This is a genomic window from Chryseobacterium sp. Y16C, from assembly GCF_022488405.1.
GTDB lineage: Bacteria > Bacteroidota > Bacteroidia > Flavobacteriales > Weeksellaceae > Chryseobacterium > Chryseobacterium geocarposphaerae.
Map to the genome: position 1 here is coordinate 896,238 of NZ_CP092711.1, position 17,247 is coordinate 913,484.

The 17,247-nt window shown below is 37.2% G+C and carries 13 protein-coding genes and 1 CRISPR repeat array; of the genes, 1 reads left to right on the forward strand and 12 read right to left on the reverse strand.

Annotated elements, in window-relative coordinates; translation table 11 throughout:
* Positions 1-93 precede the first annotated feature (93 nt).
* Positions 94-1,242 (forward strand): methionine aminotransferase, encoded by a 1,149-nt coding sequence (locus tag MKS83_RS03925; RefSeq protein WP_240582052.1) that lies wholly within the window; start codon positions 94-96, stop codon positions 1,240-1,242.
* Between the two features lie 4 nt (positions 1,243-1,246).
* Here MKS83_RS03925 and cls read toward each other — a convergent pair whose 3' ends face one another.
* The 12 genes from cls to cas1 all read right to left on the reverse strand — a co-directional run bounded on the left by cls (position 1,247) and on the right by cas1 (position 17,246).
* Positions 1,247-2,713 (reverse strand): cardiolipin synthase, encoded by a 1,467-nt coding sequence (cls, locus tag MKS83_RS03930; protein WP_240582053.1) that lies wholly within the window; start codon positions 2,711-2,713, stop codon positions 1,247-1,249.
* Positions 2,714-2,792: 79 nt separating this feature from the next.
* A complete protein-coding gene (locus MKS83_RS03935; protein WP_240582054.1) occupies positions 2,793-3,557 on the reverse strand; it encodes an SDR family NAD(P)-dependent oxidoreductase in 765 nt (254 codons plus the stop codon).
* Positions 3,558-3,644: 87 nt separating this feature from the next.
* Complete coding sequence (locus MKS83_RS03940) at positions 3,645-4,592, reverse strand: helix-turn-helix domain-containing protein (protein WP_240582055.1); 948 nt, start codon at positions 4,590-4,592, stop codon at positions 3,645-3,647.
* A 66-nt stretch (positions 4,593-4,658) separates the two neighbouring features.
* Positions 4,659-5,726 carry a hypothetical protein gene (locus MKS83_RS03945; protein ID WP_240582056.1) on the reverse strand — a complete coding sequence of 356 codons (1,068 nt, stop codon included), beginning with the start codon at positions 5,724-5,726 and terminating at the stop codon, positions 4,659-4,661.
* 89 nt (positions 5,727-5,815) lie between these two features.
* Positions 5,816-6,907, reverse strand: coding sequence for a redox-regulated ATPase YchF (gene ychF, locus MKS83_RS03950; protein ID WP_100375830.1), 1,092 nt, complete (start codon positions 6,905-6,907; stop codon positions 5,816-5,818).
* Positions 6,908-7,081: 174 nt separating this feature from the next.
* On the reverse strand, positions 7,082-7,633 hold the full coding sequence (locus tag MKS83_RS03955) for a ferritin (RefSeq protein WP_240582057.1): 552 nt from the start codon (positions 7,631-7,633) through the stop codon (positions 7,082-7,084).
* Positions 7,634-7,841: 208 nt separating this feature from the next.
* A complete protein-coding gene (locus tag MKS83_RS03960) occupies positions 7,842-9,440 on the reverse strand; it encodes a glycoside hydrolase family 10 protein (RefSeq protein ID WP_240582058.1) in 1,599 nt (532 codons plus the stop codon).
* Between the two features lie 120 nt (positions 9,441-9,560).
* Complete coding sequence (gene typA, locus MKS83_RS03965) at positions 9,561-11,366, reverse strand: translational GTPase TypA (RefSeq protein WP_100375833.1); 1,806 nt, start codon at positions 11,364-11,366, stop codon at positions 9,561-9,563.
* Between the two features lie 175 nt (positions 11,367-11,541).
* Positions 11,542-11,808, reverse strand: coding sequence for a DUF1294 domain-containing protein (locus tag MKS83_RS03970; protein ID WP_240582059.1), 267 nt, complete (start codon positions 11,806-11,808; stop codon positions 11,542-11,544).
* Positions 11,809-11,860: 52 nt separating this feature from the next.
* Positions 11,861-12,067, reverse strand: a complete 207-nt coding sequence (locus MKS83_RS03975; protein ID WP_100375835.1) for a bacteriocin-like protein — start codon at positions 12,065-12,067, stop codon at positions 11,861-11,863.
* Between the two features lie 149 nt (positions 12,068-12,216).
* A CRISPR array of direct repeats spans positions 12,217-15,959; the repeat unit is 47 nt; unit sequence GTTGTGAATTGCTTTCATTTTACCGTATCTTTGAGATACAACACAAC.
* Positions 15,960-16,017: 58 nt separating this feature from the next.
* The gene (gene cas2, locus MKS83_RS03980; protein WP_007842732.1) at positions 16,018-16,356 is read right to left on the reverse strand and encodes a CRISPR-associated endonuclease Cas2; all 339 of its coding nucleotides are present in this window, start codon (positions 16,354-16,356) and stop codon (positions 16,018-16,020) included.
* On the reverse strand, positions 16,353-17,246 hold the full coding sequence (cas1, locus tag MKS83_RS03985; protein WP_240582061.1) for a type II CRISPR-associated endonuclease Cas1: 894 nt from the start codon (positions 17,244-17,246) through the stop codon (positions 16,353-16,355). Before cas1 ends, cas2 begins: the two co-directional genes overlap by 4 nt.
* Between the last annotated feature and the right edge of the window lies 1 nt (position 17,247).

Here is a 17,247-nt window from a genome sequence, read left to right on the forward strand (position 1 = left end):
GTATAACTACAAACACATCCACAAAATCTAATTAAATAGGTTTAGATTTTAAATAATTTATTAAATTCGGTATCAACAAAATCTGTTTTTTAAATGATACAACTTCCTTTGTCTAAACTTTCCAATATCGGGACTACCATATTCAGCCAGATGACGCAGCTTGCCAATGAAAATGAAGCCATCAATTTATCTCAGGGATTCCCTGATTTTATGCCCGATGCTGAACTTCTGAACTATGTAGATCATTTTATCAAAAAAGGATTTAATCAATATGCTCCTATGGGAGGAATGATCGGTTTAAAGGAAGAAATTGCCAGAAAAATTGAAAATTCTCATCAGGCGACTTATAATCCTGATACTGAAATAACCATCACCTCTGGCGGAACACAGGCTATTTTTACTGCCATTGCCACTTTTGTAAAAAAAGAGGATGAGGTCATTATTTTTGAACCTGCTTATGATTGTTACGAACCTACCGTTGAGCTTTTCGGAGGAATTATAAAACGTTTCGAAATGAAAGCTCCTGATTATGAGATTGACTGGACTGCGGTTAAGAATTTGGTATCAGATAAAACAAAGATGATCATTCTGAATAACCCTAATAATCCTTCAGGAAGAATTTTAAAGGAAAAAGATATTCAGGAATTAATAAATATCGTAAGAGGAACCTCAATCCTTATCCTGAGCGATGAGGTGTATGAAAATATCGTTTTTGACGGAAAGCAGCATCTGAGCATCTGTAAATATCCGGAATTAAAAGAAAGGAGCCTTTTGGTAGCCTCGTTCGGAAAACTGTTTCACGTTACAGGCTGGAAAGTCGGTTATTGTGCAGCACCTAAAAACCTAACAGATGAATTCAGAAAGATTCATCAGTTCAATGTTTTTTCCGTCAATACCCCTATTCAGATGGCATTGGCCGAGTATATGAAAAATGACGAACATTACAACCAGCTCAATCAGTTTTTTCAGGAAAAGAGAGATTTTTTAAGACAGGGATTAGCAACGACTTCCTTTGAGCTTTTAGATTGTGAAGGAACGTATTTCCAAGCTTTGAAATATGATAAAATCTCCGATAAAAATGATTTCGATTTTGCCAGTGAGCTTACCATTACCCATAAAGTGGCAAGTGTTCCGTTCTCTTCTTTTTATAAAAACAAAAGAAATGATCACGTGATCAGGTTATGTTTTGCCAAGAAGCAGGAGACACTGGAGAAAGCCCTTGAAAATCTTGCCAAACTTTAACACATTACATAAGTGGAGAAAGAAGCCTTGCCAGATGCTCAAAAAACACTTTATGCTTTGGCCTTTTTTTCCACTCATCTAATGAAATTTCCCTACAATCTTTCATGTCTTCAAGAAATACAGTTTCCAGTTTTTGATTCGTTTCCTGGTCAAAAATCAGGGTATTGACCTCAAAGTTCAGCTCCTGGCTCCTTACATCCATATTGGCTGTTCCCACGCTGGAAAAATCATCATCTACAATCATGGTTTTGGAATGAATAAAGCCTTTTTGATAAAAGAATATACGGACTTTATTCTCCAGCAGCCCTTCATAATAAGAATAAGCTGCAGAATTCACGATAACGGAATCCCCTTTTTCAGGAACCATGAGTCTTACATCCAGTCCTGCCTGTGATACCTGCTTTATTGCATTTAAAATGGTTTCCATAGGAATAAAGTAAGGAGTAACGATATACACTCTTTTTTTCGCAGACAAAATGGCAGAATTTGTACTCAGCATAATCACCGGACTTGTATCAGGACCGCTTGCAGCAACCTGAACCAGCTTACTCTCTTCAAATTCATCATGATAATCAAAATAGTCTTTGGAGATTTCAGGAATTTTCTCTGTAGCAAAAACCCAGTTGGTAAGGAAGAGAAACTGAAAATAAAACGCTGAATTTCCTTTTAAATAAAGATGAATATCCCGCCAGTATTGTTGGGTATTAGGGTTAATATATTTATCAGAAACATTGATTCCTCCTGTAAATACTTCTTTGCCGTCAATGATAATAATCTTACGGTGATCTCTGTAATTGACCCTGTTCGCCAGAAGCCTGAATGTGATTTTATTTACCGGGGAAACCTCAACGCTTGCATCTTTAAGTTTACCAATCAGCTTTTTGCCGATCTTGCCGCTTCCCAATGCATCATATAAAAACCGGATGACAACGCCTTCTTTTGCTTTAAGAATCAACAATTCCGCAAGCTGATTACCTATCCCATCATTTTCGTAAATATAATATTCCAGATGAATGTGGTGCTTTGCTTTTCGGATACAATCAAAGACCTTTGCAAATTTTTCTTCTCCATTTATAAGTATTTCCACTTCATTTTTTGAAGATAAGGGAGAATGCGCCGCATTGTAAAGAAAATTGATAGTGGTACTATATTCCTTCAGCTCGTTTTCGCTTCTTTTTAATGATTCAAAATGAGTCTTTTCAATATACTTCCGAATATCCCGGTAGATCTTCTCATTGATCTCAAATTTAAAATTATAAAACTTGTTTTTCCGATAGTTGACTCCAAAAACAAAGTAGATAACAATCCCAACCACCGGAATAAAAATGATCAGCAATAAATAAGCTAAGGTTTTACTGGTCGTTTTGGTATCCATGATAATTTTCCCAGCAAGAAAAACGACTGCGGCAAAATAGATTACTTCCAGGGTAAGTAAAATATAGGGAAACTGATCTAAAAACTCTTTCACCATAAGAAATATGATAGTCCTGTTTTTAAACTAACCTAATAAAGATATAAAAAAAGCGGTAGAAAACTACCGCCTGATTTTTTTAAAAGAACATTCCTCCCGAAACTTCTATTCTTTGGGCGTTGATCCATCCCGCCTCTTCTGTACATAAAAAAGCAACTACACCACCTATATCATCCGGTAAGCCGGCTCTTCCTAAAGCTGTATTGTTTGCGACCATTGCATTTGCCTGCTCATTATCCCTTACTGTTCCGCCACCGAAGTCCGTTTCAATCGCACCCGGAGCAACAGCATTGGCTTTGATTTTTCTTGATCCCAATTCTTTCGCCATATATTTGGTAAGCATTTCAACTCCTGCCTTAATTGATCCGTAAACTGAAGATCCCGGCAAAGCAAATCTTGCCAGTCCGGAAGAAACATTAATAATTCCTCCGCCATTATTCATGAAAGGTAAAAACTTCTGAGTCAGGAAAAAAACACCTTTGAAATGAATATCTACCACATCATCAAGCTGTTCCTCTGTAACATCAGAAATTGGTGCATATAATGCTGTTCCTGCATTGTTAACCAGAAAATCTATATTTCTGCTGCCTGTATTTTCTTCCAGATGATCTCCTACCTGTTTTACAAAAGCATCAAAACTTTTGATATCTTTTGTATCCAGCTGATAAGCGATCGCTTTTCTTCCTAGCCCTTGGATTTCGGAGACTACTTTATCCGCTTCCTCCTTATTGCTTTTATAAGTAATGATGACATCCAGTCCTTTCTGAGCAATTTTCAGTGCTGAGTTTTTCCCTAATCCACGGCTTCCACCGGTTACCAATGCGATTTTTGTTCTTGTTTCCATTTTTTGTTTGTTTTTGATGGTACAAAGTTCTGACAATTCTCCATTGAGGTGTTTGCTCGAATCAAACTGAAATTTGCAAAATTCAAATCATGAGCGAAATTCTAATGGTGCCAGTGAAGTTTTCTTTTTAAAGAAGTTTGAAAAATGCGCTATTTCTTCAAAGCCTAATGCGTAAGCAATTTCTGAAACATTCCATTGGGTCTGCTTTAAGAGTATTTTGGCTTCCTGAACAATTCTTTCAGCTATAATCTCCGTTGTCGTCTTTCCTGTACTTTCCTTCAGTTTTTTATTCAGGTAATTCACATGCACCGACAATCGGTCTGCGTAATCTTTTGCACTTTTCAGCTGCAATCTCTGATCTGAACTTTCAATAGGAAACTGTCTCTCCAGCAATTCGATAAATAATGACACCACCCGAAGTGAAGCATCATTTGACGTCGAAAGTTTAGAAGCGGGCTGCAGTTTCTGTCCATAATGAATCAACTCCAGCACATAGTTTCTGATCAGGTCATATTTAAAGATATAATCCGACTCTATCTCTTTTTTAATCCTGCCATACAGCTGCTCTATCTCGTCTGCCAGCTCATCATCAATTTCAAACAGCGGAATATTTCCCGGCTGAAAAATCGGCAAATCTTCAAGGGTATTATGAGATTTATCCTTGATAAAAAAATCTTCCGTAAATACGCAAAAGCTCCCCGACTGATGCGGATCTTCAGGCACCCAGTGATAAGGGACCTTGGGAGTAGCAAACAGCAAAGCATTCTTCTCAATCTGAATTACTTTATCAGCATATTCCGCACGGTTACGTCCTCTGATGAGACTTATCTTATAGTATTTCCTCCTGTTATAAGGCATTTCGGAGGTTGTCTTTATTTTTTCAATCGTTTGGGCAATATCAAATACGTTAAAATGCCCGATATCTTTATGAAGTCCTCTAGGAAAGATTGTTTCGATGTCCGTTCCCAGTTTATCGGTCATTTCCCTATAGAAATCATCAAGAGAAGTATATGAGGTATGAGCTGTTTTTTCCATACTATCGATTTGTAAAAATCAAATGTACAAAATAAATATAATTAGAATTTAAATCTTCTTTAAACTCTATATAATATATCCTCCAACGATTTCAAGCTTCCACTTTCCATCTTTATATTCTGCCACATAATCATTCTTATGGCTACTTCCTGACTCTGAAATATAAACCCTGTTAGGATCATAACTGGTTCTTTTCATTTTGGAAATATGATTTTCTGTCACATTCGTTATTCTTGTATAATATGTTTTTTTCTGATCTTTTTCAGGGATAAAGAGCACCCTTATTTCAGGATTGATCTGATGAAAATAATCGCAATCACTCTCATATACTTCAAATGTATAATGAAGTTTTTTTAAATCGTCATCTTCGGAATAAGAAGGAAGTAATGAAGCATAAAGTTCTGAAAACTTATTCTTTTCAGATGTAAATAACGGATTCATATCCTCAAAATCATTAATCCCGTCACCATCCGTATCTTTATTGTTGGGATTTAAGGCAAAAGTCTCTTCAAAAATATCATTATAGCCATCCTGATCAGAGTCTTTCATCAGATCATCCAATTTTATTCTGAATAGCTTTCCGTCTTCCATAGCGGAATAATCATCATAACCGGGCAAACCGGGAACCTTAATGATTTTCACCAGGCTTCCTTCAAACTGCAGAAATCCATCTTTAATAATTGGGGTTTCCTGAACCTTATTGATATAATAATGGCTAAAACTTAATCCTAAAAAATAAGCGGAAGGTTTGTCATTTTCTATTTTCATCAGCCAAAATCCCAATGTATTACTTCCCAGTGCATATAAAACATTTCCAACCTGTTGTTTTGCAGAATAAGAAAAATGGTCCGGAAACTTTTCACTGAAAACATTATACTCTTCCTTTTTCGCTTTCCACCTTTCTTCGGAAAACCCACCTTTGAATTCCGTACTGTCCTTTTTAAAGCTTCTGTATTCTTTCAGATCGACAACCTGAAGATAATCGGGCTTTTTATTAAGAATTTCCTTCACCGTATATGGTTTCTGCTCAACATATACAGACTTTTCTTCTTTTTCTATAAAACAATTCCCTTCAGTATTATTTACAGAACACGAAATACAGAATACAAGAACAAAAAAATATAAAATTTTCATCTCATTAAAAGTTTTATTACAGGAATGCAAAAAGCGCTCCCAAAATACATTGGCAGCGCTTTTCATTTATAACTAACTTTAATATTTTCTTATACGTTGAATCTAAAGTGCATGATGTCGCCATCTTTCACGATATATTCTTTACCTTCTACGGAAAGTTTTCCGGCTTCTTTTACTTTCGCTTCAGAACCATACTGCATATAGTCATCATACTTGATTACTTCTGCACGGATGAATCCTTTTTCAAAATCCGTGTGGATTACACCAGCCGCCTGAGGAGCTGTCCAGCCCTGTCCGATCGTCCAGGCTCTTACTTCTTTAACTCCTGCTGTAAAATACGTCTGAAGTTTTAATAAATCGTATGCTTTTCTGATCAAACGGTTTACTCCCGGTTCTGTAAGACCTAATTCCTCAAGGAAAATTTCTCTTTCCTCATACGTCTCCAGTTCATTGATATCCGCTTCGATCTGAGCCGCAAGAACAACGATTTCAGCACCTTCCGCTTTCGCCATCTCTTCAATTTTACCGATCCACTCATTTCCGTTCTTAATAGAGTTTTCATCTACATTACAAACGTAAAGAACCGGCTTATTCGTCAACAACTGAACTTCACCGATAATAGATTTCGTTAAATCATCTGTTGCAAATTCTCTGGCATTTTTACCATCCTCAAGATGCTTTTGAAGATTCTGCAATGTTTCGTACGTCAGGATATCTTCTTTCTTCCCTGATTTGATGAACTTCTTAGCTTTTTCCACTGCTTTTCCTACCGTTTCCAGATCTTTTAACTGAAGCTCAATATCAATAATTTCTTTATCTCTTAGCGGATCTACCGAACCTTCTACGTGAACGATATTTCCGTTGTCAAAACATCTTAAAACATGGATGATCGCTTCACATTCACGGATATTGGCAAGAAACTGGTTTCCTAGCCCTTCCCCTTTACTTGCTCCTTTTACCAACCCTGCGATATCTACAATTTCCACAACAGCAGGCAACACTCTTTCAGGTTTTACTATTTTTTCCAGTTCAAACAATCGCTGATCCGGTACGGAAACCGTTCCTAAGTTCGGTTCGATAGTACAGAAAGGATAGTTTGCCGACTGTGCTTTTGCGTTGCTCAGGCAGTTAAAAAGAGTTGATTTACCTACATTCGGTAAGCCTACGATTCCACATTTCATAACGTTAGATTCAAAGTTTAAGGGTTAAAGTTTAAGGTTTACTACAATGAATGTATTATTCATTACCTTCAACTTTCAGCGTGCAAAGATAATGAAATTATGGAGAGTTTCATAATAAAAAAAATCCACCGGTATTCCGGCAGATTTTAAAACTGTAAAATGTTTATTTTTTATCTAAGGATTATTTCCCGTTGCTTCCTGAGCTAAAGGGACATCATTCGGTGCTGAAGCCAGGGCACTGTCGAGTGTAAATAAAGATTCATCAGTCGCTCTGTCACCTCCGGCAATTTTTAATTTATCAATAAGGTTCTGAGCCAGTGTTTCTTCTTCAATCTGTTCCTGAACGAACCACTGCATGAAATTCCAAGTGGCCCAGTCTTTTTCTTCCAGCGCCATGTCAACGATTTTGTAGATGGCCGTTGTATTATCTACTTCATGCTTAAATACCCCGTCGAAACATGCCGATAATGATTCCGGATCAGCCGGAGGAGCCGGAATAGCCTCTACTTTAGGTTTCCCGCCCCTGTTCAGAATGTATTCCATGAATTTTATAGAATGATTTCTCTCTTCCTGAGCGTGCCGGTAAAGGAAATTGGCAATTCCCTGATAACCTTTGTCATCGGCCCAGATTCCGTAGGATAAGAAAACGTGTGATGCATGAATTTCTTTGTTCATCTGCGCACTCAACGCCTGTTCCAGCGTGGGTGAAAGTCTGTTGGTATTCATAACTCATATTTTTTGTGATTGTAAAGAATGATGCAAAAATGATTCCGATCCTTTCTTCACCCTATATAATGCATAGTCGCCTAAAAACACAAAATACTGATAAACAATATTTTAAAACAATAATTTATAGTTATTCTAAAATAAAAAACCGGTCCACTCATGAACCGGTTTTGCCTGATCTGCTATTTTAGTAATGCTGATTAGATCATCACTTTATTTTTTTAGCCAAATAATCACTTTCATTGCCTAAACGGTCTATCGCTTTAATGGCAACGGCATTGAGTGTTTTTCCTTCTCTATACTTAGGAATTTCTCTGGAAAGCTGATCCATCGTCAGAATTTCGGTTTCCCAGATTCCGTTATACTGGGTAAAAAGTACCCACTGGAAAACGTCTTTACTATTTTTCACACTCCAGTTAGCCTGTACAGAAGTTCCGTTATCGGTCATAAACAAGGTGGGAGTCTGCAACGAAACCGCATTCAGCCACGGACTTCTCGGAATCAAAGCTTTTTCTTTATAAGGTCCGTTTTTCAGGGTTGGAAGCATATTGGCATTTTTTGTAAGCCCGGCAATACTCCAATGGATTTCTCCTGCATCATTTTTTAAGATCTGTCGTGAAATGTCAATCTGGTTTTTAATTTCTGTCGGCCTGTCAGAAGATCTCACCTCAACAGTATTCAGTCCCGGCCAGAGATGGCGCTTCATAGTGTTTTCAGACTGCCACCAGTTTAATAAAGCTTCAAAGCCCTGACCTTTAGCATCGATCGTCCAGTACAGTTGGGGTGAAAAATAATCTACCCAGCCTTTATTCAGCCATAGTTTGGCATCGGCATACAGCTCGTCGTACTGTGAAGATCCTGTAATGCCTTCCGGATAACCCGGTTTCCAGATCCCGAACGGACTGATCCCGAATCTTACGTAGCTTTTTTCTGCATGGATTTCCTTATAGATCCTTTCTACAAATTTATTGACATTATCCCTTCTCCAGTCGGCTCTTGATAATGTCCCACCACTGCTTATATAGGCGTTCCAGGTTTTATGGTCGGGAAAATCAGCACCCCTGTTGTACGTGGCATACGGATAGAAATAGTCATCAAAATGAACGGCATCAATATCATACCGCTGTACAATGTCTTTTACCACATTGGAAACGTGGCCCTGGGTTTTAGGATCAGCAGGATCAAACCAATACATCCCGTTCTTTAGCCGTATCACAATATCCGAAAGCTTATTCACCATGGATAAACCGTTGGGTGAGCCTCCATTCGCGTGATGGGCACGGTAAGGATTCAGCCATACATGAAGCTCCAGTCCTCTTTTGTGAGCTTCTTCAATCCAGAACTGTAAAGGATCATAGTTAGGATAGGGAGCTTTTCCTGTTTCTCCCGTCAGAAAATATGACCACGGCTCAATATTACTTGTATATAAAGCATCCGCCGAAGGTCTTACCTGGAAGATAACGGCATTAAAATTATTGTCCTTCAGCATATCCAGCATACTGATGGCTTCGGCTTTCTGCTGATCTACGGTCAGATTCGTCTTGGAAGGCCAGTTGATATTGGCTACACTGGCAATCCATGCTCCGCGGAACTCTCTTTTGATTTCCGGAAGGTTGGTTTTAAAGACTTCTTCCGCCGGTATTTTTGTCGTTTTAGCGGCAATAGCAGAGTCTTTTGAAGCTGGAGATGACTGTTGTGCTGTATTTTTATTTTTTACGGGTTTTGTGGTATCTGCCAACGTTTTAGAACTGCTGCATGAAGCAAAAAAAACCAGTAATAAGATTAATTTTAATTGATTCCCTCTCATCGTTTAAAAAACTGCATTAATTATATCGGTTAATGAAAATGAAAAATAAACATTTTCTTCTATTCTATAACAAAAAAGCCCCGAAAAGTTCGAGGCTTTAATCTATCTGTAAAAAATTGATTATGCTTTAGCAGCTCTTTCAACTCTTTTTCTGTCTTCTTCAGAAAGCAATTTCTTTCTCATACGGATGAAGTTCGGAGTTACCTCGATCGCCTCATCACCCTGGATGTATTCCATACATTCTTCAAGAGAGAATAAGATTTTCGGTGCTACGCCCGTATCTTTATCTTTACCTGCAGCTCTCATGTTGTTCAGCTGTTTTGCTTCCACGATGTTTACCACAAGATCTCCCGGCTTGTTCTGCTCCCCGATGATCATTCCTGCATAGATTTCCTCTCCCGGATCTACGAAGAACTTACCTCTGTCCTGTAGTTTGTTGATTGAATATTCTGTAGCCGGACCTTGAGTTTTGCTGATCAATACTCCATTGTTTCTTCCAGGAATAGCCCCTTTGAAAGGCTTATATTCTGTGAAACGGTGTGCCATGATCGCTTCCCCTGCAGTAGCCGTCAACATCTGAGAACGCAATCCGATCAATCCTCTTGAAGGAATTTCGAATTCCATGTGCTGCATCTCCCCTTTCGTTTCCATGATGTGAAGATCTCCTTTTCTCTGCGTTGCCAAGTCGATCACTCTTGATGCATATTCTTCAGGAACGTCAACAACCAAAGATTCGTAAGGCTCACAGCTTACTCCGTCGATTTCTCTTAAGATTACCTGTGGCTGTCCGATCGTCATTTCATATCCTTCTCTTCTCATCGTTTCGATCAGAACTGACAAGTGAAGAATCCCTCTACCGAATACTAAGAATGTATTCGCATCATCAGTCTGCTGAACTCTTAATGCTAAGTTTTTCTCCAATTCCTTAGTCAATCTTTCTTTCAGGTGATTAGACGTTACATATTTTCCGTCTTTCCCGAAGAAAGGTGAATTGTTGATCGAGAACGTCATGTTCAGCGTAGGCTCATCAATCGCTGTTCTTGGCAATGGTTCAGGGTTTTCAAGATCTACGAAAGAATCTCCGATCTGGAAAGCATCGAAACCTACAACAGCACAGATATCCCCTGCCTGAACTTCAGTTACTTTTTTCTTTCCTAATCCTTCGAAAACGTATAATTCCTTTACTTTTCCTTTTACCACTTTTCCGTCTGCCTGTGCAAGACCGATCCACTGAGATTCCTTAAGCTCCCCTCTTGTCACTTTCCCGATCGCGATTCTTCCAAGGAAAGAAGAGTAATCAAGAGAAGTGATCTGCATCTGAAGGTTACCTTCCGTTACTTTCGGTGCAGGAACGTATTCTAAAATACCATCCAATAGCGGTAAAATATCTTCAGTCTGTTCCAATGAAGTATTGAACCAACCTTGTTTTGAAGAACCGTAGAATGTCGGGAAATCCAACTGCTCTTCTGTTGCATCCAGGTTGAAGAACAGGTCAAATACCTGATCGTGAACTTCGTCCGGACGACAGTTTGGCTTGTCTACTTTATTGATTACCACTAATGGTCTTAATCCTAATTCCAAAGCTTTCTGAAGTACGAATCTTGTCTGTGGCATCGGTCCTTCGAACGCATCCACCAACAAGATAACCCCATCAGCCATTTTCAATACCCTTTCTACTTCTCCACCAAAATCGGCGTGACCAGGTGTATCGATTACGTTAATTTTCGTGTCTTTATAAGTAACAGAAATATTCTTGGATAAGATCGTGATCCCTCTTTCTCTTTCAAGATCATTGTTATCCATAATTAATTCCCCGCTCTCCTGATTTTCTCTGAAAATATTGGTAGCGTGGATGATTTTGTCAACCAAGGTCGTCTTACCGTGGTCAACGTGTGCGATAATCGCAATATTTCTAATGTTTTGCATAAAAGATTTTTACGGGTGCAAAAATAGTGATTTTTAATGAAAAACTCACTAATAAGTTTTGTTAATTAACAAATTCATAATGAGAAGGTTAAAAGAAAACCTGTTTCTAAGCCTCTAATCCTGAATTCATTATCCACCTATTTTTAATAAAAACTATCAATACTGGATTAAGTTTTTATGACCAATCCCAATATTTTTTTTCAAAAAAGTAAATCAAAGCCACCTGAATTAAAACAATACCTCCGAATTTCAGTAAAAAGGAAGTCTTGGAAATCTTATGCCTGAAGATCAGCATCGCTATAATAGATCCGATACTTCCGCCCAGGAAAGAAATCCCCAGCAATGTAGTTTCCGGTATTCTTCTTTGATGTAAGATAGCTTTTCTTTTGTCTAATCCAAAAATAACGAAGCTGAAAAAATTAATAAGCAGTACATAAACCATTACGGCAAATCTAAATAAAAAAAGAGTGTTACAAAACACTCTTCTTTTTTCTTTATGCACATATCATAACTTCGCATGGATCCTGTGGTGGAGCATCTCCGCAGACAATATCAAAAGAGCCGCAGCTGCTTGGATCACCGGTCCCCCATCCCCACTGAAGTACGCATGTTTGTGGATTTTTACATCTTACCATTCCTTTAGCAATTCCTCCCTGAATGGATCTCATTTCACTGCGTGAAACTTTTTTAAGTTTTTTCATGATCTATTTTTGATTAGTTTGAGAGATAAATGTATAAAAATATTTTCAGGAAAAAAGGGTTTTGATAAAAATATTTCATTTCGTGATGAATTATTTTCATCTTTGAGATACAACACAACTTGCAGGTAGAAATGATGAAGGCTCAAATTGTTGTGAATTGCTTTCATTTTACCGTATCTTTGAGATACAACACAATTCCGTTTCTGAATGAAGAAAGCACTCCTATGTTGTGAATTGCTTTCATTTTACCGTATCTTTGAGATACAACACAACTGTTGAAGAGTTTTTAATCTGGGGACCTTTGTTGTGAATTGCTTTCATTTTACCGTATCTTTGAGATACAACACAACTTTTAACACCTAAATAAAATGGCAACACCGGTTGTGAATTGCTTTCATTTTACCGTATCTTTGAGATACAACACAACTCTGCATTTTTTAAGCCCATAAAGGATTTAGTTGTGAATTGCTTTCATTTTACCGTATCTTTGAGATACAACACAACAGGATTAAGATTCGGGTATTTAAATTATATGTTGTGAATTGCTTTCATTTTACCGTATCTTTGAGATACAACACAACATAATTCATTTGCTCCCCAACTTGATAAAAGTTGTGAATTGCTTTCATTTTACCGTATCTTTGAGATACAACACAACATTTTTTGCCTTTTTCTGGAATAGATAAATGTTGTGAATTGCTTTCATTTTACCGTATCTTTGAGATACAACACAACCGAAAGAAAGTACGGTAAATAATAACTATAGTTGTGAATTGCTTTCATTTTACCGTATCTTTGAGATACAACACAACAAATTAGAATTTTTACCTGACTTTAAAACAGTTGTGAATTGCTTTCATTTTACCGTATCTTTGAGATACAACACAACAAAAACAGTAATCTCATTGCTGTATTTGTAGTTGTGAATTGCTTTCATTTTACCGTATCTTTGAGATACAACACAACATTGGGATAGTGCGGGCAAAATTGTAACTAGTTGTGAATTGCTTTCATTTTACCGTATCTTTGAGATACAACACAACGAATATTATAACTTATCGGAGGCGGAGCGCGTTGTGAATTGCTTTCATTTTACCGTATCTTTGAGATACAACACAACATAGATCAGTATATTTATCAGCGTGTTAGTGTTGTGAATTGCTTTCATTTTACCGTATCTTTGAGATACAACACAACGAACATTAGATGGAGAGTATCGTGCAACTCGTTGTGAATTGCTTTCATTTTACCGTATCTTTGAGATACAACACAACAATCATGAAATATGGAGAAAGTGTGCGTGTGTTGTGAATTGCTTTCATTTTACCGTATCTTTGAGATACAACACAACCAATTTGATTATTTTGAAGGTCTAAAATCTGTTGTGAATTGCTTTCATTTTACCGTATCTTTGAGATACAACACAACAAATTTAGTGTTAATATAATAATAAATTATGTTGTGAATTGCTTTCATTTTACCGTATCTTTGAGATACAACACAACGATATTAATTTGAATAATGCTATAAAGGGAGTTGTGAATTGCTTTCATTTTACCGTATCTTTGAGATACAACACAACAGTACCTTTTACTAATACATTACCAGCAGGGTTGTGAATTGCTTTCATTTTACCGTATCTTTGAGATACAACACAACTAATATGAATCAGGATTGTTTACATTGACTGTTGTGAATTGCTTTCATTTTACCGTATCTTTGAGATACAACACAACTGCTCTCGTCTATATACCAATAACTGTTTGGTTGTGAATTGCTTTCATTTTACCGTATCTTTGAGATACAACACAACTGCTCTCGTCTATATACCAATAGCTGTTTGGTTGTGAATTGCTTTCATTTTACCGTATCTTTGAGATACAACACAACTGCTCTCGTCTATATACCAATAACTGTTTGGTTGTGAATTGCTTTCATTTTACCGTATCTTTGAGATACAACACAACTGCTCTCGTCTATATACCAATAGCTGTTTGGTTGTGAATTGCTTTCATTTTACCGTATCTTTGAGATACAACACAACGATAGACAGAGGGTAATTCAGCAGACTTATGTTGTGAATTGCTTTCATTTTACCGTATCTTTGAGATACAACACAACTAAAGAACAAATGAAGAGATTAAGGGAAGCGTTGTGAATTGCTTTCATTTTACCGTATCTTTGAGATACAACACAACAACCTAAAAATACAATAATATGACGGGTGCGTTGTGAATTGCTTTCATTTTACCGTATCTTTGAGATACAACACAACCGCCCATTGACACCACTACCGTCAATGGTTGTTGTGAATTGCTTTCATTTTACCGTATCTTTGAGATACAACACAACGATGTTATGGTTCAGCAACTTACCGCACCTGTTGTGAATTGCTTTCATTTTACCGTATCTTTGAGATACAACACAACAATAACCCCAAGGAAGAACAGCGACACAGTGTTGTGAATTGCTTTCATTTTACCGTATCTTTGAGATACAACACAACATTCCAAAAAATTAACGGGCTCGCAAATCTGTTGTGAATTGCTTTCATTTTACCGTATCTTTGAGATACAACACAACACCCCTGCGATCCCGTCGTTTCCTATCTCTGTTGTGAATTGCTTTCATTTTACCGTATCTTTGAGATACAACACAACAATCATGAAGTTTGGAGAAAATGCGAATGTGTTGTGAATTGCTTTCATTTTACCGTATCTTTGAGATACAACACAACCAATAGGAAATAAAGCTGATACACCGTTAGGTTGTGAATTGCTTTCATTTTACCGTATCTTTGAGATACAACACAACGTCCTCGGCATTATTAGAAGTAGAAGGTGCGTTGTGAATTGCTTTCATTTTACCGTATCTTTGAGATACAACACAACCATGGATGTAAAAACGGCTTGGCTTCCTGAGTTGTGAATTGCTTTCATTTTACCGTATCTTTGAGATACAACACAACTAGCTGTTTTGGCTCCTTCAGATGCACCTTGTTGTGAATTGCTTTCATTTTACCGTATCTTTGAGATACAACACAACTTGCCAATAAAAATCTTTAGCTTCTATTGCGTTGTGAATTGCTTTCATTTTACCGTATCTTTGAGATACAACACAACATTCTCAACATCTTCAAGTTGATAATCAAAGTTGTGAATTGCTTTCATTTTACCGTATCTTTGAGATACAACACAACCTTACAACCTTTGTCACTTACAACTGTTGCGTTGTGAATTGCTTTCATTTTACCGTATCTTTGAGATACAACACAACAAGAGGATAAAATGAATTATCAAGACTTTGGTTGTGAATTGCTTTCATTTTACCGTATCTTTGAGATACAACACAACAAATATATTGTGAAACTGTTTTCATTGTTTGTTGTGAATTGCTTTCATTTTACCGTATCTTTGAGATACAACACAACCGACGCGCTGTATGACATCGAATTAACGCGGTTGTGAATTGCTTTCATTTTACCGTATCTTTGAGATACAACACAACCAGTAAGATTGTTCTTGTATCATGCAGGTAGTTGTGAATTGCTTTCATTTTACCGTATCTTTGAGATACAACACAACAGAGTGTTGCATGGTACAATAGATCATTTTGTTGTGAATTGCTTTCATTTTACCGTATCTTTGAGATACAACACAACCTTATATCGATGCAGCATATAACCAATGGCGTTGTGAATTGCTTTCATTTTACCGTATCTTTGAGATACAACACAACAACGGTTCACAGGTATTTAATGCATCAAGTGTTGTGAATTGCTTTCATTTTACCGTATCTTTGAGATACAACACAACAAAAGGAAGATTATCTTCCTATCATTGAGTGTTGTGAATTGCTTTCATTTTACCGTATCTTTGAGATACAACACAACCTCAAAATTTAACCCACTGTAATTCAGTGGGTTTATTTATTATTTAGGATTAAAAAAATCAGAATAATTCAAGCTGTTGGAAGGTCGGTGGTGGCTCTTCTTTATTTCTGGCAAAAAAGATTTCAATGTCTCCAAACTGCTTATCAGTAATGCACATAATGGCGACTTTCCCCGCTTTAGGCAGCATAAATTTGACTCTCTTAATATGAACCTCAGCATTTTCACGGCTCGGACAGTGGCGAACATACATGGAAAACTGAAATAATGTAAAACCATCATCAATTAATGCTTTCCGAAAGCGGTTCGCATCTTTCATGTTCGCTTTAGTCTCAGTCGGAAGATCATATAATACTAAAACCCACATAATTCGGTATGCATTAAACCTTTCGGCATTCATATCAGTTCAGGATAAGAGATCAACCGTTTTTCTCCCGTATAACATTTATACAACGATGAAGCTGTTGTTTTTATAGCTACCAATAGAGGCCTTGTTTTATTATCAATAAGCACATCTTTAGTTGCAATCTGGAGAATATGTGCTTTGAATTCTTTTGTTAATTCTTCAGTCTCGGGGTTCACTTTCAGCCACTGCATGACCAACAAATCAACAAAAGGACGGTAAGGCTCCATCAAATCATCTGCAAGGCAATACGGATTGTATTTATTTTTATGAAAAATACCAAGAACAGGTAATAATCCCGTTTCCACGATAGCTCTCGCTACAATACTTCTCAGAACAGCATATCCAAAATTAAAAAACTGATTGGGTGAATCTCCAAAACGCTGTCTTAGAAAATCAAGACTAATCAAATATTTCCAATAATGTTGAGCTGCAATCCCCTCCATGTTGGTCACGTCACCAGACTTTACATTTCTTTGATATTCAATCATGGGTTCATAATAATTTCCCAACCTCATCAAAACGTTTTTCTGATTTTCAATCTTACATTCTACAGTCAGTTTCCAAAGTTGTTTTTTAAGCGGCTCGCTGGCTTCCAACTGGTCTTTTACCCTATCCGAATGTTCTGTATGACCATATAACGGCAGCATAATTCCGTGTGGAAGATGATGCGCATCACAACTCACAACCACCACATTATTTCCCATCATTTTCTGGATCAGATTGTGTGAAATTGTGATCTGATAATGATCCAGCATCAAAAGTCCCAAATCTTCCACAGTAACACTCCCCTTTTCCGTTTTGGTTTCTGGACAAAGGATTTTCATCTGCTCATCTTTGAGTTTGAGATAAGCGGGATTGCCGATGTAGATGGAACGGGTAATCATT

Excerpts from the sequence above, each read along its gene's own strand:
- MKS83_RS03925 (WP_240582052.1), top strand. The coding sequence starts at position 94 with ATGATACAACTTCCTTTGTCTAAACTTTCCAATATCGGGACTACCATA.
- cls (WP_240582053.1), bottom strand. The coding sequence starts at position 2,713 with ATGGTGAAAGAGTTTTTAGATCAGTTTCCCTATATTTTACTTACCCTG.
- MKS83_RS03935 (WP_240582054.1), bottom strand. The coding sequence starts at position 3,557 with ATGGAAACAAGAACAAAAATCGCATTGGTAACCGGTGGAAGCCGTGGA.
- MKS83_RS03940 (WP_240582055.1), bottom strand. The coding sequence starts at position 4,592 with ATGGAAAAAACAGCTCATACCTCATATACTTCTCTTGATGATTTCTAT.
- MKS83_RS03945 (WP_240582056.1), bottom strand. The coding sequence starts at position 5,726 with ATGAAAATTTTATATTTTTTTGTTCTTGTATTCTGTATTTCGTGTTCT.
- ychF (WP_100375830.1), bottom strand. The coding sequence starts at position 6,907 with ATGAAATGTGGAATCGTAGGCTTACCGAATGTAGGTAAATCAACTCTT.
- MKS83_RS03955 (WP_240582057.1), bottom strand. The coding sequence starts at position 7,633 with ATGAATACCAACAGACTTTCACCCACGCTGGAACAGGCGTTGAGTGCG.
- MKS83_RS03960 (WP_240582058.1), bottom strand. The coding sequence starts at position 9,440 with ATGAGAGGGAATCAATTAAAATTAATCTTATTACTGGTTTTTTTTGCT.
- typA (WP_100375833.1), bottom strand. The coding sequence starts at position 11,366 with ATGCAAAACATTAGAAATATTGCGATTATCGCACACGTTGACCACGGT.
- MKS83_RS03970 (WP_240582059.1), bottom strand. The coding sequence starts at position 11,808 with ATGGTTTATGTACTGCTTATTAATTTTTTCAGCTTCGTTATTTTTGGA.
- MKS83_RS03975 (WP_100375835.1), bottom strand. The coding sequence starts at position 12,067 with ATGAAAAAACTTAAAAAAGTTTCACGCAGTGAAATGAGATCCATTCAG.
- cas2 (WP_007842732.1), bottom strand. The coding sequence starts at position 16,356 with ATGAATGCCGAAAGGTTTAATGCATACCGAATTATGTGGGTTTTAGTA.
- cas1 (WP_240582061.1), bottom strand. The coding sequence starts at position 17,246 with ATGATTACCCGTTCCATCTACATCGGCAATCCCGCTTATCTCAAACTC.